Origin of the sequence: Cobetia sp. MMG027 (assembly GCF_027947415.1) — a bacterium.
GTDB lineage: Bacteria > Pseudomonadota > Gammaproteobacteria > Pseudomonadales > Halomonadaceae > Cobetia > Cobetia marina.
Map to the genome: position 1 here is coordinate 429,481 of NZ_JAQJIO010000002.1, position 21,802 is coordinate 451,282.

The following is a 21,802-nucleotide window of genomic DNA, read 5'->3' on the forward strand; positions in this document are numbered from 1 at the left end:
TCACCTTCCTGCTGGAGCCAGCCACATGGCCGACGAAACAATCCATAGCGGCGACATCCGCATCCTGCAGTCCGAGCGCATGACCGACAACGCCGATGGCGGTGGCCGGCTGACTGGCCGCCCCGTGACCGATGGCGCGAGCAATGACATCTTTGATGACATCTCTGACCTCGATCGCGCAGCGGGGCGCACCTCGCTGCGCAAGGTCGGGGCCGGCGTGCTGACCGACAACACCGCCCAATATTTCGGGGCGCACGCGATCATTGACCAGGTGCCGGCTGATCCGAATGTCAGCGTGGTGATGTTCGATACCGGCTCGCCATCTGATGAGCGTGCCGAGTCCCGCGATTATGTCGAGAGCTATGTGACCGCCGGCGCGACCTCGCGCATGACGCTGCTGGGCGATCAGCTGGCCGGCCAGCGCAGCATCATCACGTTTCAGATGCCAGAGGCCACGCTGCCCGATCTGGGCGATGTGCTGGCGCTGATGACCGAGCAGGGCGATGCCGCCGGCGAGGTCCAATATGTGCGCATCTCAGAGATCGACCACGAGATCAGAACGTTTGAGTATGAGAACGGCAGCAACGTGCAGACGTTCGAGCGTCGCGTGCTGACGCTGGGGCTATCCACCGCACTGCGCCAGCGTGTCTATGGCGTGCAGCCCAAGCCTGGCACCCTCAACCCCGATACCGTGATCCGCGAAGGGCAGAGCACCGATGCCGCCCGTTACTATGGCGTCAGCACCCTGACCCAGCCGGCCACCTTCGGGGCCAATAGCGTCACCGTGGCCAGCACCTATGCGCCGCTTGTGCCGGCCACCACCACCGAGCAGGCGGTGACCGATGTACAGGTGGGCGGCACGGCCACTATCAGCGTCAGCAGCGGTGGCTCGACCTTCGAGGTGGCGCAGATCGCCAGTACCACCCAGATCGCTATCGAGCTGAATAATCGTGGCTTCACTTATGTCAGCCGCCTGGACCCGCTGCCGGCACCTGGTAGCGTGGTGATCGCGTATCGCTCGCTGGGCAAGTGGTATGAGCTGCGCGACGATGACGCCAATGGCGATCTCAGCGGCAGCGGGGCGGGGCGCGTGGACTACGCCACCGGATCTGTCAGCGTGACGCTGGGCGGCCTGCCGGATGTCGGCAGTTCGGTGCTGTTCAGCTGGGGCACGCCGGCCCACTATGAGGACCGCGCCGGCCAGGCCACCATCGACAAACCCTGGATGACGTTCGTGCTCGATCACGCCGGCGTGATGCCTGGCAGTGTTACCGTGCGCTGGATCTCTGGCGGCAGCGAGAAGACGGCCACCGATGATGGCCTGGGGAGCCTCAGCGGCGCAGCCACCGGCCGCGTGGTCTACGGCTATGCCGACGGCAGTGGCGCGCCCCAGCCAGGCGAGGCGTATGTCGAGTTCAATGGCGACGCCTTCCCAGATGCCAGCACCCAGGTCGAGATCGAATATGACTACGGGGCACCGAAAACCGAGCAATTCCTGCCGTCTGTCAACGGGGCCGGCCTGGTCAGCCTCAGCATCAGCGATGCGCCGGTGCGTCCTGGTAGCGTGGCCATCACCTGGTCGGTGGTGCGCACCTGGTCGAGCAGCGAGAGTGAGTCGCGCAGCAGCCCGCGCACCGGCACCTGGGAGACTGTCGAGCAGAATGGCGGCGAGGCCGATGTCACCTACACCATCACCGATAATGGGCAGGGTGGTTTTAGTGGCGGCTGGGAGGGCAGCATCGACTATGCCACCGGCGCGGTGACCTTCGAGGTCGAGAAGATCCGCGAGGTCAGCGAGTGGGACGATGGCGATGCCACGCACCGCGAGTGGGGCAGCAAAGAGAAGCGCGACGTTTTCGAGAACGGCTCGAGCGTTTGGCTGACCAGTCAGCTGGACAGCGCCGCCCCGACCACCCACACCATCACCCAGGATCTCGCCCCGCTCGATGTCGAGCTGATGCCCCTGCTGCAAGATAGCGTCGTGCCAGGCACCCTCAGTTTCATCTTCCGAGGTGATACGTTCATCGACCGCCAGGGCAGTCTCTATCGCAGCGTGACCAGCAACGGGGCCGGCGTTCTCGCGGGGACCATCGACTATGGCACCGGTGATGCCCGCATCACTGACTGGCCGAGCGGTACCAGCGCCACCATCACCGTCAAAACGCTGGTGAGCACCTTCGGCACCTGGACGCTCGATGAGGCGTTTTTCCGCACGCCAGGCTCGCCGCTGCAGGTGGGTGGTCTGCTGATCCAGGCCACGACGCTCGACGGCCGCTCGATCACCGGCCAGGCGGCACTCTCTGGCGAGATCGAGGGTGACGAGATGGCAGGCTCTGCCAGCTTCGAGACGGGGGTGGTACGCGTGACCTTCGGCAAGCTGGTCAGCAATGACAGCCTGAGCGCTGCCGAGCGCGCCGAATCCTGGTACGACGCCACGGCCGTGGATGACGCCGGCATGATCTGGCGGCCCACCCAGGTGATCCCGAGCACCGCCCGTTTCAATGCCGTCATTCTGACCACACTGCCGCTCGAGGCTGAGCTGATCGGCATCGACCCCGTGCGCCTGCCCAGCGATGGCCGCGTGCCCATCTATCGTGCCGGCGGCGTGGTGGTGGTGCATCACACCGGCCGCGCCCCGTTCCCGCTGGGGATTGGTGGCGGCACCACGCTGGAGGTCGGCCGCTCGCGGCTGGCCAGTCTGGTGGTGGAGGACGCCACCGGCGAGGAGGTGCCCGCCACCCAGTACAGTGCAGACCTCGATGCCGGCACCGTGCAGCTCGCCGCGCCTGACACGGCCACCCACCCCGAACCCTGGTACGCCCTGCACCGTGTCGAGGACATGCTGCTGGTGGGGGACGTGGATCTATCGGGGGCGCTGACGCTCAAGGGCAATCTGAGCCATGACTACCCCGCCGGCGATACGCTGGTCAGCGCCGCGATGGTGGCCGGTGATCTGCAAGCGCGCGTGGCTGATTTCTTCGATCTCTCGAGCTGGGATCGAGACTGGAGCAAAGACGACAACGATGGCGCAGATGGCACCCTGGCCGAGTACAACGTGACCACCTACCCGCCGATCATCACCAACCGCGGGGCCATCACCGAGGACTGGGCGCTGATCTTCACCAGCGCCAGCAACTTCCGCATCATCGGCCGCACGGTGGGTGAGATTGGTGTGGGCAATATCAATGAAGACACTGCTCCCACCAACCCCAATCACGGCGTGCCCTACTGGTCCCTCAAGGCAGGAGGATTCGGGGCTGGCTGGGTGAATGGTAACGTGATCCGCTTCTCGACCATCGGCGCATCCTTCCCGATGTGGCTGGCGCGCGTGATCCTGCAGGGGCCGGCCAGCGGCCAGCAAGATTCTTTCCGACTGCAGATCCGTGGCAACGCCAACGCCTGACGCCACACATCAGCTCTCAAGTTTCATTCTCTACGCCCGGCACCTGCCGGGCGAATTCGTTTCAGGAGTCATTACGATGGCCGATTTTCCGGTGAAGTGGTTCAGCAGTGACATGGGCGGCAGCCCCGAGAATGGCGACCAATATGGTGCGCTGATCGAGTTGCTGAAAGCCTGCCTGGTGACCGGATTCAATACCAAGCCCATCGCCGCGCTGACGTATGACAGCGCCACCCAGAAAGCCACCGCGAGCGTGGGCAGTGGTCACGGCTATCTCAAATGGCAGGTGATTGCCATCAGTGGAGCAGACCAGGCCAGCTACAATGGCGAGCATCGCGTGACCGCCATCGGCAGCGACTGGGTGCGCTTCGCGCTCGATGCCGCACCCGCTGCCACTGAGGCGACCGGCGAGCTGATCGAGATCAAGACGGCTCCCGTGGGCGGCTGGGAGATCGCAGCAGAGGATGCTGACAATCATCGTGCTGTGTTCACGCGTACCAGCGAGCGCGCCACCGAGGTGATGCTGATGGTGGAGAATGGCACCTGGGGAGGGCATAGCAGCAACGCCGGCCGTCAGGCGCGCGTCAGCCTCATTGAAGAGATGACCGACATCGACACGTATACCGTGGCCGCGTCACGGCAATGGCCGTATTCCGCAAAGGAGACGACGCGAGACTGGGCATTGTTGGGGGATGGTCTGACGATGTTCTATCTCAACCGCTATGGCGGCCAGGGTAAGCACGGGGTATTCGTCTGGGGTGACATTAAGACGGTGCGCCCAGGCGATGCATATCATTGTGTGGTCGCGGGGCTGCAGGATGGCACATGGTCCTCAACCTCAGATACTTACGAGACGTATAGCGCGCTTCCCTATTTTGGTTCATCCGTCGAGATGAGTATCGCGCGCGCCTGGCATCAGCTGCCTGGTGCGGTGGGCTGGGCGCTGGAGGGTGTCGGGGATCGCATCGGCAGCCTGATCAGCTACCCGAATCCGCAGGATAATGGTTTCTATGTGGCGCAGGGCGAGATGCTGGTCATTGAGTCAGGTGGCGTGCGTGGCTCGATGCCAGGGATGCTGCAGCCACTCCATACGGGGGCAGGGTACGACAAGGCAGTGATAGACAATCTGCCCCAGATGGATGGCGTTCCCGTCATGTTTCGCCTGGCGGCCAGTCGCGGGAATGCCGGCAAAGAGACGTTGATGGCGTGGCGTCTGGACCGCTGGCAGGAGGTATAAATGGCACTCACACACCATTACCCGCTAGAGGGCAATCTGGTAGATGCGCTGGTCGGCTCTACCGCTCAGCAGGCGTTGGGCGACTGGACGCCGAGCCAGATGCTCGAGGCGAGCAAAGAGCTTGATCTGGCCGTGCCTGGTGCTAGCGCCTCATTCCCGATGGATCTGACGGCACCCTGGACGCTGGAGGTCTGGATGCTGTCAGCAGGGGGTGGCGCTAGTCTTGCCTTGGGTGACAGCGGCATCGTGCTAGAGGCAGATGCCGATGGCTTCTGGATTGTCGTATCCGGCGAGCGCGTGCAGGTCCAAGGCTTTTACCCTGGCTACTATCACAGCGTGTTTATCACACATGACGGGGCAAGTATCGGCGTGGCACTGGATGGGCGAGAAGGCATCGAGAGGCCGGCGACTGCTATGCCACTCGAAACGCTGACCATCTCTCAGGCTCTCGCGGCTGATCTGCGCGTGGTCGATGTTCGCGGATATGACCAGGCGTTGACCAGGCCCGAGCAAGATCAGGCAGCGATGAGCCTGGCGGTGCGTGACTTCCGCTCGAGCTGGGCGATTGGTGGACTGGGGGGCGAGATCGCAGCGTATGACATGAGCATCGTGGCAGGTGGCAAGGTGGTGGATCAGGTCGGGGGCATTGATGCTGAGATCATCGGGGCGACACCCACCACCCTGGGCGGCGTGCCGGCCATGGCGTTTGATGGTGAGGCCATGCTGCGAAGTGACAGCACCTCCGCCATGATCAAGACCAAAAACCACACCATTGCCATGCTCTATCGCATGGACAATATCGGCCGTGATGGCTTTTCTAATCTGATCACGCTGGGGAGTCCTGGTGAGGACGTGGCCAGTAATTACTACTCGTGGCGCATTGATGTGTCTGCTCGCCTCTATACCTTCTATGAGGTGGGGGCGGGGGCCAACCGTAACACCTATCTCGAACACCGGCTAAAACGCGATGGCAAGCCGCATTTTCTTGTGCTGCTGGTGGGGGATGGCATTGTCAGTATTTATGAGGATGGGGTGCTGTCAGAGAGCAATGCGGCGTTTGGCAATTCAGACTCTGAGGCCACGCAAGTTGCCATTGGTGCAAATCCTGACAATGGTACCGATGGATTTATTGGCGCTATTGGGGCGTTCACGTCATATGACCGGCTATTGAATGAGAGCGAGGTGCTGGCGCTAACGGCCCGTTTCGGCATGCTGGCAGAGGCCAGGATGCCCAAGCAGTCGATGCGGCCACTCGCGCGCCCCAATCCGCAAGGGTATACCACCGCCGCCGTGCCGGTGCCCAATCCGTCCGCGATTGATAGCAGAGGCATGAGCGATCAGATGGTGGAGGCAACGGCAGGGGAAGACATGTCACACGTTGATCAAGTCGATGGCAGTGGTGCCAATGGCACGCCGACTGGCGGTGTCTCAGATCCGGGGCGCATGGGCGTCATCGCCGGCACCGTGCTGGACATCCAGGCCCAACCCGTCAGCCGGCGGGTGCGGGTGCATGAGCGCGCCACTGGCCGCATCGTGCGCGAGACGTGGAGCGATGCCGAGGGCAAATACCGCTTCACGGACCTAGACCCGCGCCGCGCGTTCTATGTGATGGCCTTCGATCACACCCTGCAGCAAAACGCTGTCGTGTCCGACAATGTTTACCCTTCTTGATAAAAGTCACGTTAGTGTTTTTCTGGGTAGCAGCATTTGTTTTTTTCGGCAATTGCTAGCCCATTTCTCTATTGTGTGATATGAAATTATTGCGGCAATAAATGCTATCGGAAGCGACAAGGCCAGTGTATAAGGCCAGTCAAAGTGGTTTCTTAAATAAAGCATCACTGGATAATGATAGAGGTATAGGCCATAGGATATTTTTCCTATGTATATCATTGTTGGATTTGATAATATGAGGTTTGGTGATTTTATTGTAATAGAGCTTATAAGTAGTGTTGCCCCCAAAATCTCGCCCAGCATAAGGGATGTGGTTAAATATTGAGCATCCCCCCACTCAGTAGTGAATGATATATAGCACAAGCCGATAATTGATGCCCACGAAGTCCAAGCAGGAAGAGCTGGGACAGGGTATGACTTCATATAAAAGGCTATGATAGATCCAAGAATTAGACCGCTACTTCTTGTTTCAAGATGAAAATAAGCATTTTCCCAGTGATCTAAGGCAACTTGAGAGCGCAAGATGGAAATCACAGAGTAAGTGATCATTAGTATGAGTATAGATTCCTTCGTACTTCTTTTTGTAAGTAAGTAAACAGCAAGCGGCCATATCAAATAAAATTGAAATTCTAATGCTAATGACCAAGTGTGCCTAAGAAAGTAAGGTGCATCAAACGCTGGATAGGTATAGTTCGTAATGTATAGTAACGATAGTAGTGAGTCCCTTATGTGATGCTGATAGTCTGTCCAGATAAATTGTGATAATACCAAGTATAGTAGAATGCAGGCTATCAGTGCAGGCAGTAATCTAATGCACCTATTAGCCATGAATTCAATATAATGTTTTTTTTGAGTCAGTTGCCTATTGCTTATTAGTATCGAAGTTATCAGATAACCACTAATCAAGAAAAATACATCAACACCTATAAAGCCACCTTTGGCAAAGGGGCTACCAGCATGGAACAACATAACGAGGAGAATTGCGACAGCTCTAATTCCATCTAGTTCTTTCACGTATTGCATGTGAGGGCTCCTTTCCTCGTATCCTATATCAATTGTGAGAAGGTTACCCGGAGATGTTTAGTGATTAAATTCTCAACAGCAGTGAAAAATGCGCGGCTGGCGGCCATCGCCAGTGCCATCGATGCCGGCGACTCGCCGGCATCGTTCGTTGTGTACTCAGGTAGTCGCCCGACATCCAGCGCTGCCGTCACCGATCAGGTGGCACTGGCCACGCTGGAGGTTCCCCAGCCATTCGCCGCCGATCTCTCTGACGGCGTCCTGACGGGGGCGGCCTTTGAGGAGGTCATGGCCGATGCTGATGGCGAGGCCACCTGGGCGAGATTGGTGGATGGCGAGGGTGCCTGGGTGATGGATCTGGATGTCGGCATCGAGGGATCAGGCGCTGACGTGACCATCAGCTCGACCACCATCTACCGAGGCATCATTACCCGAATCAGTCGAATTATCTTCGCCGAGGCCTGATGTGACTCCAATCGATCTGCGTTTCACTGGGCAGCCGTTGGCAGGCGATGCCCTTCAGCTGGTGTTGGATTTCAGCGGCGGCAAAGGTGAAGAGCGGATCACGCTGGCAGTGAATACTACTCTGCCAACCCCTGAGCTGGATGCCACGCTCAGTCAAGGGCTGCTGATCGAGGTAGTCGCCACGCTGGGCGCGCCGGCGGTGGTCGATGTCGCGCTGACCCGCGAGATCAATGTTTTTCGTGGGCCATCAGATAGTGCCGGTGCCCGTTTCGAGAACGCGGTCCCGCTCGAGGCCCAGGGCAGCACCCGCTGGGAGCAGCCGGCTCGCCCCTATGGAGCCACCGCGTCAGCCTTCGAGCAGGGCGCGACGCTTGCGGCCAGCCAGGGTGGCCAGTGGTCGGCACGCCCCCGCACCGATGCCATCAGTGGCTCGCGGTGGGAGCAGGCCGAGCGCATCCTGGGCACCCTCAGTGGCAGCCAGTGGCTGCAGCTGCCGCGTGTCCGCCGCGGATCTCGGCCGGTATGGGAGAAGGGGCAGGGCATCGCCGCGGCGCGCTCGAGCGGCTACCAGCACCCGCCCCGCAATGATGCCCGCCGACGCTCGCGCTATGAGGAGGCCCGCACCCTCGAGCCGGTGACGATGGATGTGCCTTATCAGCAGGGGCGCACCACTGGCGACGATTGGCGCGTGCCCTGGGAGCAGGCCCGTCGGCCACCGCCTGGCATCGACTTGCCGCCAGACCCGACTGAGCCGCCGGTGCTCGAGCCGGTGGAGGGTGGCACGACCCTGCAATTCTGCCACGCCATGCCGAGCGCCCCGTGGGTGCTGCAGTTCGGTCTGACGTGCGAGATCCCTACCCCGACCATTCCCGTCAAAAGGCTTTATATCGTGCAAAACTCCGCGCGCCTGGTGCGCCTCTCCGATGGCCTGGAGCTGCCGGTCACCCAGATGTCGCTCAGCATCGACGCTGACAGCTGGGCATGGTCATTCTCGGCCGGCCTGGCAGGGCGTGATGCTCAAGCGCTGGTGACCGGCACCGATGGCCAGCCGGTGGAGGTGATGGCCGAGATCAATGGCGAGCAGTGGCGGTGTTTGGTGGATGGCTGGCGACGCTCTGAGAGCTGGCAGAGCCATAGCGTGACCATCAGCGGCCGCTCGCTCGCGGCGTACCTGGGCGCGCCCTACGCCACCGCGCGCAGCCACACCGAGGACAGCCAAGCCACCGCCTCGCAGCTCGCCCGTGCTGAGCTGCCAGAGGGCTGGTCACTGGATTGGCGCATGACTGACTGGGTGGTGCCCGCCGGCGCGTGGAGCTATGACAGCCTCGCGCCCATCGACGCCATCTCGCGGATCGCTCAGGCGGCCGGCGGCTATGTGCAGGCCCATCAGCAGGATCAGACCATCATCGTCGCGTCACGCTTCGAGGCAGCGCCCTGGCGCTGGGTTGAGAGCGAGGCTGATCTGGCGGTGCCGCGTGACATCATCACCCAGCTGGGCAGCGATCAGCAGCCTGGTGATGCCCGCAATGCCGTTTGGTTGCATGGCGACACCGGCGGCATCCAGGCCCAGATCATCCGGCAGGGCACCGCAGGCGATCAGCTGGCACCCACCGTAGTGGATGCCCTGATCACCGATCAGGCACCGGCCCAGTCGCGTGGGATCGCTGAGCTGGCCGCTACCCTACGCCAGAGCACCGAGAGCCTGCAGATGCCCCTGGCGGCCTCTCTGGGCGGCCTGCTGCTGCCTGGCATGATGATCGAGTGCGATGGCTGGCGTGGTGTCTCGCGTGGCGTGAGCGTCAGCGCCAGCCTGCAGGGGCGTGCCCTGAGCGTGCGCCAGTCTATCGAGCTGCAGAGATTCCATCTGTGATGGCGTCGTGTGGTATCAGTTCAAGCAAAGGAGGGGGATAGCATGGCCAATCCATATCGCCGCCTGCTGGCGTTGCTGCCGACCACGCCGCGCCAGGTAGGCGAGGTGATCAGCGTCAGCGGCTCGCGCGTTTGCGTGGATCTGGTAGGGTGTGGGGTGCGCACCTGCCAGGGCGATGCCCAGGTGGGTGGCATGGTCTACGTGGAGGGGGACCAGATCACTGGCGTGGCTCCGAGCCTGCCGGTGGTAGTGGTCGAGGTGTGATGCTGTCACTATGTTGCTAGTTTTTATTGTATTAGTATGATTGCTGCTTATTCGGTATTGGTCGCATTAAATAATATATATTTTAAGGTGTTTAATTGTCTGAAATATCCCCAAGTGTAAATAAAGGTGATAGCGCATTGTGCTTTGTTTATTAATGAAGAGGAAGAGATTCGCCCTTCCTCTCCATTGTTTTAGTTAATCCTTGTATCTTAAGGAAAGCTGGTCTTGGTGAACTTCATCAAGCTTATTGATTAAAGTATAGGCTTTATCGTTGCAGAGCACTTGTTTTTTACTTAAAAAATTCCGTCTCTTATGGTTTTTTAAGTACTCTGCGTGATAGGCAGCTATAAAATAGTTTATTTCTTTAATAAGTTTGTTGATATTTTTTTGACTCGATAAGCCAGTTTGAATTCTATATCTCGTATCCTTAAAGAGCGCTGCAGCAGTAGTGTTGTTAGAAAGTTCTACATATATTTCATTCAATACTTCTAGCTCTTTGTCTTTAATGTGTAAATAAAAAATGCAATCTCTTTCATGTGTTCTTATGAAATCATTCAATAAGGATGTCTTGAGTATTGTGTTATTGGCAAGATGATCTATGCTGTCCCTATGTTGATTTCCAGTAAAGTAGAGAAGAGCGTTAAGTATTTTATGTATCTCATGTATTTTATTTTCTAAGCTATATACATTCAGGCCTAGGTTTTTATCACCAAAAACAAAGTCTCCGTTGCCTGGTTCTGCTAGACAGTTGATATGAAGCATGGATATTATCCTTAGTGCTGCGTGAGCAGAGTCAGAACTGTGGTTTTCTAGAGAAGACTTAAGAATCTTATATTGTTCCACTATGTCGGTTAAATCATCTGCTTTGCATTTTGTAGCTTCTACCAACTCGACAGCATAAACTGGACGCGCAGTTGGATTGTTATCTGGGAATATTTTTCTATATAGATCGTCTATGTTGTATATTTCTATGTCGCTTGCTAAGTTTTTTGCTGTTTCGGTTAGAAGGCTAAAAAATAATTCTCTGTGTTTCAAATATTGCTCAAAAGCTAATGCTTCTGATTGATGCTTGATAACAATACTATTGTTTTTGTTTTCTTCATGAATAAGAAGCAATGTTGCGATAGTTGCAAGTGATCCACAAAAGGTAAAAGCACCAGCTAAGAGAGAGCCAAAATTTGCCCAGTCACTAGACGATTCACTAAGTCCATTATGAAATATATAGAAGTAGCATGATAGGATAATAAGTGAAAATGCTATGCCTGCTACTAATAGTAACTTTATTATGTTGTCACGTTTTTTGTTCATGGTTTGTCCTGTAGTATAATATATTGAAAAATGCTACTTTAATGCCAGAGGTTTATAAGTTATCAATATAAACCATCGCTCAATTGTAGGAGCGTTAATTGCTGCATTGTAGCATAGTTAATAAAACGTTGTTTTTGACCAGATGTTCTGCCATAGCTACTCGGGATAGACTATCTAATCCTGAATACCAAGAGTATTAAAATTCAATTGGTGGTTTCTCTGAATGGAGATACGGCTTGGAATACTGAACGAGCATGATGCCTGAGTTGGTGTATCGATGGCACTTTGAGCGTACGCTAGGCCAACGAGCTGCTACGGCGATCTACTCGCGTTGCGAGTGGTATCGGTCTGAGTCAAATAGAAGGAGTGAGGTAGAATGGCCAACCCATATCGCCGTTTGCTGGCGTTACTACCAACCACGCCGGGCCAAGTAGGCGAGGTGATCAGCGCCAGCGGCTCGCGCGTTCGCGTGGATCTGGTAGGGGGCAGGGTGTGTACCTGCCAAGGCGATGCCGAGGTAGGTGGCATAATCTAAGGCGGATATGCCCAGGTCGTCAGGTGTGTTTCCAATTTGCACGCTATTGCCGAGATATGAACAATGCCTGAACGGTGAACCTAGTAGCACGAGAAGCCTGAGCCGAACCCGAACCCGTTTGGCCGCAAGAACGGTAAGCGCAAGAGCATCTTTAGCTAGGAGGGAGTTTGAAGGAGATACTGGGAACAGGAGCCATCATCATCGGGGCACTTCTGACCTGCATGTTCGGTATCTGGTTGAGCTACGTCATTTCGATGGCGTGGTTCGGCCTACTGGTCATTGCAGCGGTCATCTTCGTAGTCGTGGGGACGTTCCTGCATATCAAGGAACGTATCCATGAACACAGGTACGGGACACCGGCAGAGCAGGCAGAGGCCCGTTATCAAGCGGCACTCAAGAAGTACGATGCGGAACTAGCTGACTACCTCGACAGAGACGCACCTTTGGATGAGCACCCGTACCCGCCATCGCGGTGCGAGTTCAAGTAACCCACAAGGAAGGGGGCCAATCGGCCCCCTTCTCTATCCCTCCTGATTAGTTGAACGGTCGCAGTGCCATGTTGATCGTGAAGATGTCGTCGAGTGACTGGAACCAACCCAAGGCACCATCTGCCATCAGCGGGCCACCGCCGGTGAGCTTACTGAGTAGGGTGGAATCCATCACCGTCGGCGCATTCCCCAGCATGGACTCGGCTGCCATCAGAGACAGCGTACGTGCCGGCTGTTCGCGGAATATCTGGAACAGGCTTCGCTGGATACGCAGGAAGTACTTGGTGAACATCACCGCGCCCACATCGTTGAGGTACTGAAGTCCTCGGCTGGTCGGCACGTCATAGTTCACGAACATGTCCGAAGCGCGCTGAATAGCTTCATCATGGCCCACCGGATTCTTCCGTCGCGTGGTCATGTGGTTATACAGCGTGTAGCGGGCAAGGAAGTCACTCATCTGCGTGCCTTGGTTGAATGCCTTGTATAGCGGCGTGTCATGCGTCATGTAGAGCGTACGACCGGCATTACGCATCATCTTGGCTGTCCAGTGGTGAGATGAGCGTGTGGCAGTCTATTTGGCTGCAGCGCTTCGATCAGTGGGTTCTGTGGGCGATATCAATTCGAGTCCAGGGGAGTGGGATATAATGAGCAATCCATACCGACGTTTGCTGGCGTTACTGCCGACTACGCCTCGCCAAGTAGGCGAGGTGATTAGTGTGGGCGGCTCGCGCGTGCGCGTGTCTCTGGTAGGAGGCGGGGGACGAACCTGCCAGGGCGATGCCCAAGTGGGTAGCATGGTCTACGTGGAAGGGGATCAGGTCATCGGCCTAGCACCGAACTTGCCGGTGGTAACGATCGAGGTGTGACTATACGTTGTGTTCTGACCTGACCTCGGTGCGCAGTCGGACTATCGAGGGACGCACTATTGAAGTCCAATTCAGTACTAATTGTCGTGTATGGTGCTGTGTATGGTAAAAGAGAAAATGGAGCGCAAAGCCCATGGTAACGGGATTATACGACTCCTGCAGGGGGCGCCAGCCCTTCATTCATCCCCGCGTCATTCTTTCCTGAATCTCTCGTCACTCTCTGTACAGGGTGTCTTTCTGCTGTCTCTCGCTTGCCTGCCCTCTGGCTTCCGGGTCACGTCCTGCGCGCCCATGCGCCAGCAGCTTTCAGGGTGAGCCGGACCCCGGCTTGAGCAGCACGGCGCCTCATGCATGGCACGTCATTTATGATGCCCTGACCTGTTGCCCGGAGAATGGCAGTCGTGCCGGGCGGGGCAGGGCATCTCGTCATTCCATCGCGTTGTGTTCAGTCGCGATGTGCTGCCTCGGCATCTGTTGGCAGGGCCAGAAATTCCTGCATGATACGGGTGTCGCGGAAACGTTCGATCAACTCCGGATCCTCGGCGAGTGACGGCGGGTTCTCGAGCCCTTCGCGGATCTTGGCTGCCAGGCCTTCAATGCTGTTCTCGGAGATCAGCCGCGCCTGATCATGGATCAGCACATTGCGGACCCCACCGGGGACATCCGGCGCGACGCATGGCGTGCCGCAGCACATGCTTTCCACCAGCACGATTCCGAAGGCTTCACTGCGCGAGCTGAGAATGAACAGACGGGCATGCTTCATCCACGGGTAGGGATTGACCCGGCTGCCGATGAGATGGACCCGGTCGCCCACCCCGAGCTCGCGAATCAGGTTCTCCACACTCTCGCGCTTGGGCCCATCGCCGACGATGACCAGGTCTTCCTCGATATCCGCGGCGAGATAGGCCTTGATCAGGACATCCTGACGCTTCACGTCCGACAGGCGACATACCTGCACGACATAGGGACGTGATGGCAGCTCCACGGGCTCATCCGCCATCTGCGCGATGGCATCGAGATCGCAGACGTTGCCGATGGTGGCGAGGCGTCGAGGCGTGACAGCGTGTTGCGAGAGCAGTCGCTCGAGTTGCTCGCGGACATTGTCGGTATTGCAGATGATCTGCTTGTCGGCGTACAGGCGCTTGAGCAGGAATTTCTGACGCCAGCCCTGGCGGATGTCACCGGGCCAGGACACGGTGACCTGCCACAGGCGCGGGTCCTTGAGTGACCAGACCGTCTCGAAGGCGCCCTGGCCGCGCATGATCACCCGGTCGACGGGGCCATGGCGTGTTTCCAGGGTACGGATGAATCGCCGCAGGTAGGCGCCACCGTAATAGCCGCGCCAGACGAATCCAGAGCCCTTGATCAGAGGGTTGAGCACTGCGCGGGTGAAGAGGTCATACACCAGGCCAATGCCGGTCTTGCGGAATGCCTTGTCGAAGTCGATCTGGTGGACATGTACGCCCGGGTCCGGGATGAGTTCGAGTTCACCCTTGAGCACGAGCACATGCACCTCGTGACCTTCGCGGCACAGGACATTGGCCAGATTGACGGTGTTTCGCTGGATCCCGCCGATGTTGAGCTTGCGTACCACAAGCAGGACGCGTTGTTTCATGGTGGCCATCTGTCCGAAAAGATGTGGGATGAGCCATCAACTCCCAGCGGTGCCAGTGACGGAAGACTGCCGGGGATCCGGCGCTCGGTCTGAGGCAAGGGGAGCGGGATGAGCGGAGGGTGCCATGTTACGTGGATTCAATGAGCGGGGGAATGCCGCCTTCCCGGCCGGATGTCAGGGCTCTGCGCCGCAGTCTGCTTGCATTCTGGCTTTGATGGAGTAGCCTACCTGCCGCCTTGTCCCGCGCGGCGCCTTTCGGCGTCTGCACTGCCGACTGTCGTCCAGTCGTGACCTCCGATTCCTTCACGTTCGAGATCCTGTCTGCCATGTCTGATGCTTCCAACCCGCCTGTTCGAGGGGAATCCCGTGTCCGTCGTGCCACGGCGGATCGTCATTTCGATGGGCTGGCGGAAAAGTTCGAGCGCGGCTTCTATACCACTGAGCGTGGCAGGGTGCGTCTGGCGCTGACTCGCCAGTTGATGGAGGAGCGTTTCGCCCATCTGCCGGCCACCCAGGTGCTCGAGATCGGGGCCGGACTTGGTCAGATGGCGCACTGGTGGTTGTCGCGTGGCCATCAGCTGACGCTGGTCGAGCCTTCCGGTGAGATGCGTGAGCGCGCCATGCAGCGACTGTCCTCTCCAGAGGAGGATGCGGCCCCGCTGACGCAGGCCACCCTGACAGAGCGCCTGACCTGGGATGGACGTGACCTGCAGGGGTTCGCCGCCGCCACCCACCGACAATGGCCGGTGGTGGTCTGCCATGCCGTTCTTGAGTGGCTGGTCTCCCCGCGTGAAGGGTTTCTGCTGTTGGCACAGCTGCTGGCACCGGGTGGCGTGATGTCATTGAGCGTCTTCAATCGCGACGCGCTGGCATTCTCCAACGTCACCAAGGGCAACTTCGACAAGGTGCTGGACGGGCGGTTGGCCGGATGGGGGACGGGCAAGCGTCTGACGCCCATCTCGCCGCTGCGTGATGTCGAGATTCGCCAGTGGGCCGAGGAGGCCGGGCTTGAGGTGCGCGAGCTGACAGGGCTGCGAGTCTTCCATGATTATCTGCGCTCGCGCGACCCGCTGAGTGAGGGGGACATGCAGAAACTGCTGGCCCTCGAGTGCCAGCACTGGCGCACGCCCCCCTTCGTCCATCTCGGACGCTATCTGCACTATGAGCTGGTGCGCCCTGCCTGAGGTGTCACGGCGCAGGCTTCTGCGCCGTCTTGCTGTTCATCATCTGCCGTTTCCTATCTTTTCGGAGTCTTCATGTCTGCTCAAACCCCCGCCTGCCAGTTGCTTGAACGCCAGGACAGTGATTTCCGTGATTGGCTGTGGGTCGCTGCACCGCGTGATGACTGGTGGCTGTCATCGGACCGCCAGCGGCGTGTCTGGGGGCATGACACCGGCATCGTGAATGCCGCGCGGGAGGCCGGGCACCGGGTCAGCCATGCGGTGGCCTTTGCCGAAGCCCGCGCGGATACCACGATTGGCGAGGCGGCGGGTGCCTTGCTGTTCTGGCCCAAGGCGCATGCGCTGGGCGAGTGGTGGCTGGTGGCGCTGTGCCATGTATTGCCGGCAGGTACGCCGATCAAGGTGGTGGGCGAGGTCAACGGTGGCATCAAGCGCGCTGAGCGCATCCTCAAGGCACTGGGAATGACGGCCCGCAAGGACGATACCGCGCGTCGTTGCCAGCTGTGGTCATCCGCCACGCGTGAGTTGACGGCCGAACAGGCCGCCAGCAGTGAATCGCCACTGGCAGTGGCTGGAAAATGGACAGAAGGCTGGGGCGAATTCGAGGCGCTGGAGCTGCGCCTGACCAGCCATCCGGGCCTCTATGGCAATGCCAAGCTGGACCCGGGTACCGCGCTGCTGCTGGAGAACCTGCCGACCCGTGGCTACAAGCGGGCGCTGGATATCGGGGCGGGTGACGGCATCATCAGCTGCTGGCTGGCGCGTCACGGTGCGCGCGTGATGGCAGGCGATGTCAGTGCCTTCGCGGTGGAGGCAACCCGGCGCAGTCTGGCGCTCAACGGGCTTGAGGCGGACGTACGCCTGAGCGATGTCTTCGCGGCGTTCGAGGGCGAGCGGTTCGAGGCCATCGTGGCCAATCCGCCGTTCCATCATGAGCGCGATATCGATTACGGACCGGCGGCGCGTCTGATCAGCCAGGCGCCGGATCACCTGGTGCCGGGCGGTACCCTGACGCTGGTGGCCAATGCCTTCCTGCCCTATCCGGATCTGTTGCAGGCGGCCTTCGGCGAATTCGAGGTGCTGGCCGAAACGCGCCAGTTCAAGGTCTATCGTGCACGCAAGGCGCGCTGATCCTCTGTGGCCTGATTCCCTGCGACCTGATGCTCAGCCCGCCGCTTACGCCTCCGGCGACTGATAGCGGATGGCCGTGATGATGTAGGTGGTCTCGCCGCCCGGCGCTGCCACGCTCACGTCATCATCCAGCCCCTTGCCCAGTAGTGCCCGGGCGAGGGGGGCATCGACGCTGATCCAGCGGCGCGCGTTGTCGGTCTCATCAGGGCCGACGATGCGTATCTCCATCTCCTCTCCCTGTTCATCCTCCAGCGTCACGAAGGCCGCGAAATACACGCGCTCCAGATCCGCGGGCAGGCGGTCGACGATGGTCAGTTCATCCAGACGCTTTTCCAGATAGGCGATCTTGGCGATGGTCTGATTCAGTGCCTTCTTGTTGTAGGTGTAATCCGCATTCTCGCTGCGATCCCCCATGGCGGCGGCCTCGCCCGTCTTGCGCGATAGCTCCGGTCGCCTGACGCGCCTCAGGTGGTCGGCCAGCGCCTTCATCTTCGCGTGGCCCTGCGGGGTGATCACGTTGCTCTTCTTTTCCTGACGCGGATCGGTCTTGGGATCGCGCCAGCGCGTCATGTTACGACCTTGCATGTCTTTCTCCACAGCCTGCGAAAATGAAGGGCAAGCGCCCGCAAAGGGCGCTGTCTTGCGTTGAGGCCTGCGACCAAGGGGGGTTGGCGGCAGATTCAAACGTTCGTTACAGTCTTGGCATGCCGTTCACGTTCTCGTGATATCGCCATTGCGGCAATTTGCCAGCACGCCTGCCAGGGCGCAGGTCTCAAGGGGCATTGCCGTATCATCCCGCCAACAATAATGAATTTCAGGGAGCTGTCCATGCCAATCCCGTCATCGCTACGCCGTACTCGTCGCGCCACGCATCGTGTCTACCAGCTGATGCTCTCAGGAGGCATGGCGCTGGGCATCACGCTGGCCGGCATGACCGGCGTCCAGGCCGCCGAAGGAGATGATGCCGTCTTCGGACTCATGAAACGCTGGGCCCAGGTCAACTATCAGTCCTCCGGGGACGCTCAGGAAACCGGCATGGAGGCCTTGGGCAAGGAAGTGCGCGCGCTGGCGGACCAATACCCGGACAACGCCCATGTGCTGACCTGGGAGGGTATCATCCTGGCGTCGTGGGCCAAGGCGCGAGGGGGACTGGGGGCGCTGGATCTGGCCAAGGAAGCCAAGGCCACCCTTGAGCAGGCCATCAAGCTTGACCCCCGGGGCGACAATGCCTCTGCCTACGTGACGCTCGGGGCGCTGTATGACAAGGCGCCGGGGTGGCCGGTCGGCTTTGGCGATGATGACAAGGCGGGGGAGGTGCTGCGTCAGGGGCTGGCCGTCAATCCTCAGGGCATGGATACCAATTTCTACTATGCCGACTATCTGGCCTCCGAGGGCAGGAAGGCCGAGGCACTCAAGCATGCACGGCTCGCGCTCAAGGGCCCGGCTCGGCCCAATCGTGAGCTGGCCGATCAGGAGCTGAAGCGCGAGATCAAGGCACTGATCACACGACTGGAGTGAGTGTCGCGCACGCGGCTTCAGGACAACGGTGACCGTTCGGCGGCACTGGACGAGGGGCACTTCCTTCGGACAGTGCCGCTTTCACGTCCAGTGGGCGGGCTGGCCAGCGCAGGGCGAGGTCGGGATAATACGACTTCAGCCAAGGAGGATGCATGAGCGATACACCAGAGCACGTGGCAGGGCAGCAGGTCTTTGCGCATGACGATGTCGAACGGGTCGAGACCAGGGTGCTGCAGGACGGTTTCTTTCGCCTGGAGCAGCGCGAGCTTCGCCATCGGCGTTTCAACGGTGGCTGGAGTGGTGTGATCCAGCGCGAGGTGCATGTTCGCCATGATGCCGTCGGTGTGCTGCCCTATGACCCGGTGACGGATCGTGTGGTCTTCGTAGAGCAGATCCGGGCCGGTATGCTCGAGGACGAGCGCACCCCCTGGAGTCTGGAGCCCATCGCCGGCCTGGTGGACAAGCAGGAAAGCGCGGCGGAGGTCGCGCGGCGTGAGGCGGTCGAGGAGGCCGGTTGCGAGTTGAAGGAGCTGATCGAGCTCTACCGCTATTACCCCAGCCCCGGCGCCTGCACCGAAGAGGTCACCCTGTTCATCGGGCTATGCGACAGCAGCGGACTGGGCGGGGTGCATGGGCTGGCAGAAGAGAACGAGGATATTCGCGTGCATGTGCTCGATTTCCAGGCGGCCCTGTCGCTTCTGGAGCAGGGCAGGCTTGGCAATGCCATGGCGATCATGGCCATGCAGTGGCTGTTGCGGGAGCGTGCTGCACTGCGGGTGATGCACGCCTGAGACAGCGAAGGCGTTGCTTGGCAATCCCCCTTGGCTCACGCAGGGTTCCTCAACCTGCCCACCAGAACTGCTATTCTAGAGGCTTGCTGCCACCGGCAGGCCGGCAGTCGATCAATGCCTGCGTCAGTGCCGAGCGCCGAAACCCCGCTGCCGGGCGCTCTCACGGCGCTTGATCTGTCGCGCTTTGCCCGCATCATGCCATGCACGATACAGGGTGTGCCTTGCTAGACAGCACGCCAATGTTCTGAGATTCGCAAGGAGTTTGCCCATGCAGGTCAAGAAAGCCTATGTGGCCGACCTAAAAGCACTCCATGCCGAGTGCGGGTCCAATTATCTGCGCCTCACGCGCATCCTCGGCAAGGCCGAGGCGGGGGACAGCTTCGCCTTTCCCCTGGCGGGCAATCAGGGCCACTTCGGTACCCTGTTGCTCGAGGTGGTCGAGTGCGCGCCCTATACCACCATGGTCACGGTTGCCCAGACTGGCGTGCTGGATCACATCATCGATTCCCCGCGGATGAGCGTGCATCTCTATCACGATGTACGCATGGCCGAAGTCACCGACTTCCAGCGTCAACGGCATTTCTCGGGGCGCAACCGCTATCCGAACCCTCGCATGCACCAGCCGGATGAAAAGCTTCAGCTCAATCGTTTCCTCGGCGAGTGGTTGAGCCATGCTCAGGCTTTCGGGCAAGCCGATGTGCCTGAGTTGCCATGACGAGGCTGCCATGACGAGGCTGCCGTGACGAGGTTCTCGTGACGAGGTTCTCGTGACGAGGCTGCCGTGACGAGGTTCTCGTGACGAGGCTGCCGTGACGAGGCTGTCGTGAGGCCCGCCGGGATGGGGGAGTGAGGGCAGCGCCAGCGTCATGATCAGAAAGAGAATTCGCGTTGCAGATTCCACGCCTGACCGGCTGTCCGCTTGACTGCCTGAAAGAACCGCGATGGCTCGGCCATCGCGGTTCTGTTCTTTTTTCCGCTGTTCGAGAGACCCATGCGACTGATCCAGATAAGTGACTGTCATCTGCGTGCCGACCCTGACGCGCGCTCACGACTGGGCTTCCCCTTGCGCCAGCTGGAGGCCGTGATGGCGCATGCCTCAAGCCTGCGTCCCGACATCCTGCTGGTGACCGGGGATGTCAGCCAGGATGAGAGCCCTGCTTCCTACCGTCTGGCGGGGGAGCTGTTCGATGCCCTGGGGTGTCCGTGGTTCTGGTTCGCCGGCAATCATGACCACCCGGATTTCATGCAGGAGCTGCGTCCTTTCCATCAAGAGCTTGATCTTGGTGACTGGCGTCTGCTGTGTCTGGACTCGCGCATCTCTGGACAGGCGGGGGGCGAGCTTGGCCGCGAGCAGCTGGCGGCGCTGTCGCTGTCGCTCCAGGAGGATACGAGGCCGACGCTGCTGGCGATGCATCATCATCCAGTGCCGATCGACTCGGACTGGATGGATCAGCTGGGCCTGGCCGACCGTGATGCCCTGTGGGACACCCTGAGTCATCACTCGCAGGTGCGGGCCATCCTGTGCGGCCATATCCATCAGGCTTTCGCCACCCGGCGCCCGAGCGGGCAGGGCAGTGTCGCCGTCTATGGCGTACCCTCCACGTCAGACCAGTTCGCGCCGCTCAGCCATGATTTCGCCGTCGATGAAGCGGCGCGGCCAGGCTTCAGGGTCGTGGATCTCGACGGAGAGCGCCTCGAGACCTGGGTGGAGCGTGTCAGCCTGTGAGCGCCTTCGCGCTCCCGCTCGCGGCGTTTCGGCATCGGCGTGGGGCTGACGTGTCCCGGGGCAGCGGAGGTCATGTATTCATTTTTGATCTTAAAAGATATTTTCTGATTCTTTGACGTTATCAAGGCGGCGCGGGTACCGTATCGGTATCCAGCATGCTCCGTGGGGGGTGAGAGAGTGAGAGTCATCTCGATCGACACGACCCGCGGGCACGCCCACTGATTGTCACGGGCCGCCTTCCAGGGCGACTCCCAGCGCTCACGAGGTTGCCGCACGCGATGCTTACCCCCGAACGTCAGACCCACCTCAAGCAGCTCGAGGCCGAGTCCATCCACATCATTCGTGAAGTGGCGGCCGAGTTCTCCAATCCGGTCATGCTCTACTCCATCGGCAAGGACTCCGCCGTGATGCTGCATCTGGCGCGCAAGGCCTTCGCGCCGGGCGTGCCGCCGTTTCCCCTGATGCACGTCAACACCACCTGGAAATTCCAGGAGATGATCAAGTTCCGCGATGAGATGGCCGCGGAAGTCGGCATGGAACTGATCGAGCACATCAATCAGGAAGGCGTCGAGGCGAACATCAACCCGTTCGAGCACGGCAGCGCCAAGTACACTGACATCATGAAGACCCAGTCGCTGAAGCAGGCGCTGGACAAGCATGGTTTCGATGCGGCCTTCGGCGGTGCGCGTCGTGACGAGGAAGCTTCACGCGCGAAA

The 21,802-nt window shown here is 59.6% G+C and carries 19 protein-coding genes; 14 read left to right on the top strand and 5 right to left on the bottom strand.

Annotation, left to right across the window (positions count from 1 at the left end; translation table 11 throughout):
* Positions 1-25: 25 nt before the first annotated feature.
* From PJK54_RS03970 to PJK54_RS03980, 3 genes are all read left to right on the top strand, one after another.
* Positions 26-3,403 (top strand): hypothetical protein, encoded by a 3,378-nt coding sequence (locus PJK54_RS03970; protein WP_271302302.1) that lies wholly within the window; start codon positions 26-28, stop codon positions 3,401-3,403.
* Positions 3,404-3,479: 76 nt separating this feature from the next.
* Positions 3,480-4,637 (top strand): hypothetical protein, encoded by a 1,158-nt coding sequence (locus PJK54_RS03975; RefSeq protein ID WP_271302303.1) that lies wholly within the window; start codon positions 3,480-3,482, stop codon positions 4,635-4,637.
* Positions 4,638-6,308 carry a LamG-like jellyroll fold domain-containing protein gene (locus PJK54_RS03980; RefSeq protein WP_271302304.1) on the top strand — a complete coding sequence of 557 codons (1,671 nt, stop codon included), beginning with the start codon at positions 4,638-4,640 and terminating at the stop codon, positions 6,306-6,308.
* Between the two features lie 6 nt (positions 6,309-6,314).
* Here the strand turns inward: PJK54_RS03980 and PJK54_RS03985 are convergent, their stop codons facing one another.
* Positions 6,315-7,331, bottom strand: a complete 1,017-nt coding sequence (locus PJK54_RS03985; RefSeq protein ID WP_271302305.1) for an acyltransferase family protein — start codon at positions 7,329-7,331, stop codon at positions 6,315-6,317.
* A 60-nt stretch (positions 7,332-7,391) separates the two neighbouring features.
* Here PJK54_RS03985 and PJK54_RS03990 point away from each other — a divergent pair, with 60 nt between their 5' ends.
* Genes PJK54_RS03990 through PJK54_RS04000 form a run of 3 tightly spaced genes read left to right on the top strand, consistent with a single transcriptional unit; the run spans position 7,392 to position 9,927 of the window.
* Entirely contained in the window at positions 7,392-7,793 is a 402-nt protein-coding gene (locus PJK54_RS03990) for a hypothetical protein (RefSeq protein WP_271302306.1), read from the top strand.
* A gap of 1 nt (position 7,794) precedes the next feature.
* A complete protein-coding gene (locus PJK54_RS03995; protein ID WP_271302307.1) occupies positions 7,795-9,663 on the top strand; it encodes a hypothetical protein in 1,869 nt (622 codons plus the stop codon).
* Between the two features lie 42 nt (positions 9,664-9,705).
* The gene (locus PJK54_RS04000) at positions 9,706-9,927 is read left to right on the top strand and encodes a hypothetical protein (protein ID WP_271302308.1); all 222 of its coding nucleotides are present in this window, start codon (positions 9,706-9,708) and stop codon (positions 9,925-9,927) included.
* A 195-nt stretch (positions 9,928-10,122) separates the two neighbouring features.
* Here PJK54_RS04000 and PJK54_RS04005 read toward each other — a convergent pair whose 3' ends face one another.
* Positions 10,123-11,235, bottom strand: coding sequence for a hypothetical protein (locus PJK54_RS04005; protein WP_271302309.1), 1,113 nt, complete (start codon positions 11,233-11,235; stop codon positions 10,123-10,125).
* Positions 11,236-11,937: 702 nt separating this feature from the next.
* On the opposite strand from PJK54_RS04005, the gene PJK54_RS04010 reads away from it, so the two are divergent.
* Positions 11,938-12,258: a hypothetical protein gene (locus PJK54_RS04010; RefSeq protein ID WP_271302310.1), complete on the top strand. Its 321-nt coding sequence runs from the start codon at positions 11,938-11,940 to the stop codon at positions 12,256-12,258.
* Between the two features lie 46 nt (positions 12,259-12,304).
* Here the strand turns inward: PJK54_RS04010 and PJK54_RS04015 are convergent, their stop codons facing one another.
* Both PJK54_RS04015 and PJK54_RS04020 read right to left on the bottom strand, forming a co-directional pair.
* Positions 12,305-12,793: a hypothetical protein gene (locus PJK54_RS04015; protein ID WP_271302311.1), complete on the bottom strand. Its 489-nt coding sequence runs from the start codon at positions 12,791-12,793 to the stop codon at positions 12,305-12,307.
* 776 nt (positions 12,794-13,569) lie between these two features.
* Entirely contained in the window at positions 13,570-14,739 is a 1,170-nt protein-coding gene (locus PJK54_RS04020; RefSeq protein WP_164850279.1) for a glycosyltransferase, read from the bottom strand.
* Between the two features lie 326 nt (positions 14,740-15,065).
* Here PJK54_RS04020 and PJK54_RS04025 point away from each other — a divergent pair, with 326 nt between their 5' ends.
* Together PJK54_RS04025 and PJK54_RS04030 are read left to right on the top strand one after the other, a co-directional pair.
* Positions 15,066-15,923, top strand: coding sequence for a methyltransferase domain-containing protein (locus PJK54_RS04025; RefSeq protein WP_136938659.1), 858 nt, complete (start codon positions 15,066-15,068; stop codon positions 15,921-15,923).
* Between the two features lie 72 nt (positions 15,924-15,995).
* On the top strand, positions 15,996-17,051 hold the full coding sequence (locus tag PJK54_RS04030; protein ID WP_271302312.1) for a methyltransferase: 1,056 nt from the start codon (positions 15,996-15,998) through the stop codon (positions 17,049-17,051).
* 45 nt (positions 17,052-17,096) lie between these two features.
* On the opposite strand, the gene PJK54_RS04035 is transcribed toward PJK54_RS04030, so the two are convergent.
* Positions 17,097-17,636 carry a GreA/GreB family elongation factor gene (locus PJK54_RS04035; RefSeq protein WP_077374288.1) on the bottom strand — a complete coding sequence of 180 codons (540 nt, stop codon included), beginning with the start codon at positions 17,634-17,636 and terminating at the stop codon, positions 17,097-17,099.
* A 243-nt stretch (positions 17,637-17,879) separates the two neighbouring features.
* Between PJK54_RS04035 and PJK54_RS04040 the strand changes: the two genes are divergently transcribed.
* The 5 genes from PJK54_RS04040 to cysD form a co-directional block, all read left to right on the top strand.
* The gene (locus tag PJK54_RS04040) at positions 17,880-18,569 is read left to right on the top strand and encodes a tetratricopeptide repeat protein (RefSeq protein ID WP_077374285.1); all 690 of its coding nucleotides are present in this window, start codon (positions 17,880-17,882) and stop codon (positions 18,567-18,569) included.
* A 152-nt stretch (positions 18,570-18,721) separates the two neighbouring features.
* Positions 18,722-19,360 (top strand): NUDIX domain-containing protein, encoded by a 639-nt coding sequence (locus PJK54_RS04045; protein WP_271302313.1) that lies wholly within the window; start codon positions 18,722-18,724, stop codon positions 19,358-19,360.
* Positions 19,361-19,628: 268 nt separating this feature from the next.
* On the top strand, positions 19,629-20,075 hold the full coding sequence (locus PJK54_RS04050; protein ID WP_077374279.1) for a DUF1249 domain-containing protein: 447 nt from the start codon (positions 19,629-19,631) through the stop codon (positions 20,073-20,075).
* Positions 20,076-20,351: 276 nt separating this feature from the next.
* The gene (locus PJK54_RS04055; protein ID WP_176493332.1) at positions 20,352-21,086 is read left to right on the top strand and encodes a metallophosphoesterase; all 735 of its coding nucleotides are present in this window, start codon (positions 20,352-20,354) and stop codon (positions 21,084-21,086) included.
* A gap of 278 nt (positions 21,087-21,364) precedes the next feature.
* The coding region (cysD, locus tag PJK54_RS04060) for a sulfate adenylyltransferase subunit CysD (RefSeq protein WP_271302314.1) at positions 21,365-21,802 on the top strand (438 nt) is incomplete at its 3' end.

Bases quoted from the DNA above. Each gene is read 5' to 3' on its own strand.
- PJK54_RS04045 (WP_271302313.1), top strand. From the start codon at position 18,722: ATGAGCGATACACCAGAGCACGTGGCAGGGCAGCAGGTCTTTGCGCAT.
- PJK54_RS04020 (WP_164850279.1), bottom strand. From the start codon at position 14,739: ATGAAACAACGCGTCCTGCTTGTGGTACGCAAGCTCAACATCGGCGGG.
- PJK54_RS03980 (WP_271302304.1), top strand. From the start codon at position 4,638: ATGGCACTCACACACCATTACCCGCTAGAGGGCAATCTGGTAGATGCG.
- PJK54_RS03985 (WP_271302305.1), bottom strand. From the start codon at position 7,331: ATGCAATACGTGAAAGAACTAGATGGAATTAGAGCTGTCGCAATTCTC.
- PJK54_RS04055 (WP_176493332.1), top strand. From the start codon at position 20,352: ATGCGACTGATCCAGATAAGTGACTGTCATCTGCGTGCCGACCCTGAC.
- PJK54_RS04030 (WP_271302312.1), top strand. From the start codon at position 15,996: ATGTCTGCTCAAACCCCCGCCTGCCAGTTGCTTGAACGCCAGGACAGT.
- PJK54_RS03970 (WP_271302302.1), top strand. From the start codon at position 26: ATGGCCGACGAAACAATCCATAGCGGCGACATCCGCATCCTGCAGTCC.
- PJK54_RS04035 (WP_077374288.1), bottom strand. From the start codon at position 17,636: ATGCAAGGTCGTAACATGACGCGCTGGCGCGATCCCAAGACCGATCCG.
- PJK54_RS03975 (WP_271302303.1), top strand. From the start codon at position 3,480: ATGGCCGATTTTCCGGTGAAGTGGTTCAGCAGTGACATGGGCGGCAGC.
- PJK54_RS04050 (WP_077374279.1), top strand. From the start codon at position 19,629: ATGCAGGTCAAGAAAGCCTATGTGGCCGACCTAAAAGCACTCCATGCC.
- PJK54_RS04000 (WP_271302308.1), top strand. From the start codon at position 9,706: ATGGCCAATCCATATCGCCGCCTGCTGGCGTTGCTGCCGACCACGCCG.
- PJK54_RS04005 (WP_271302309.1), bottom strand. From the start codon at position 11,235: ATGAACAAAAAACGTGACAACATAATAAAGTTACTATTAGTAGCAGGC.
- PJK54_RS04040 (WP_077374285.1), top strand. From the start codon at position 17,880: ATGCCAATCCCGTCATCGCTACGCCGTACTCGTCGCGCCACGCATCGT.
- PJK54_RS04025 (WP_136938659.1), top strand. From the start codon at position 15,066: ATGTCTGATGCTTCCAACCCGCCTGTTCGAGGGGAATCCCGTGTCCGT.
- PJK54_RS04015 (WP_271302311.1), bottom strand. From the start codon at position 12,793: ATGATGCGTAATGCCGGTCGTACGCTCTACATGACGCATGACACGCCG.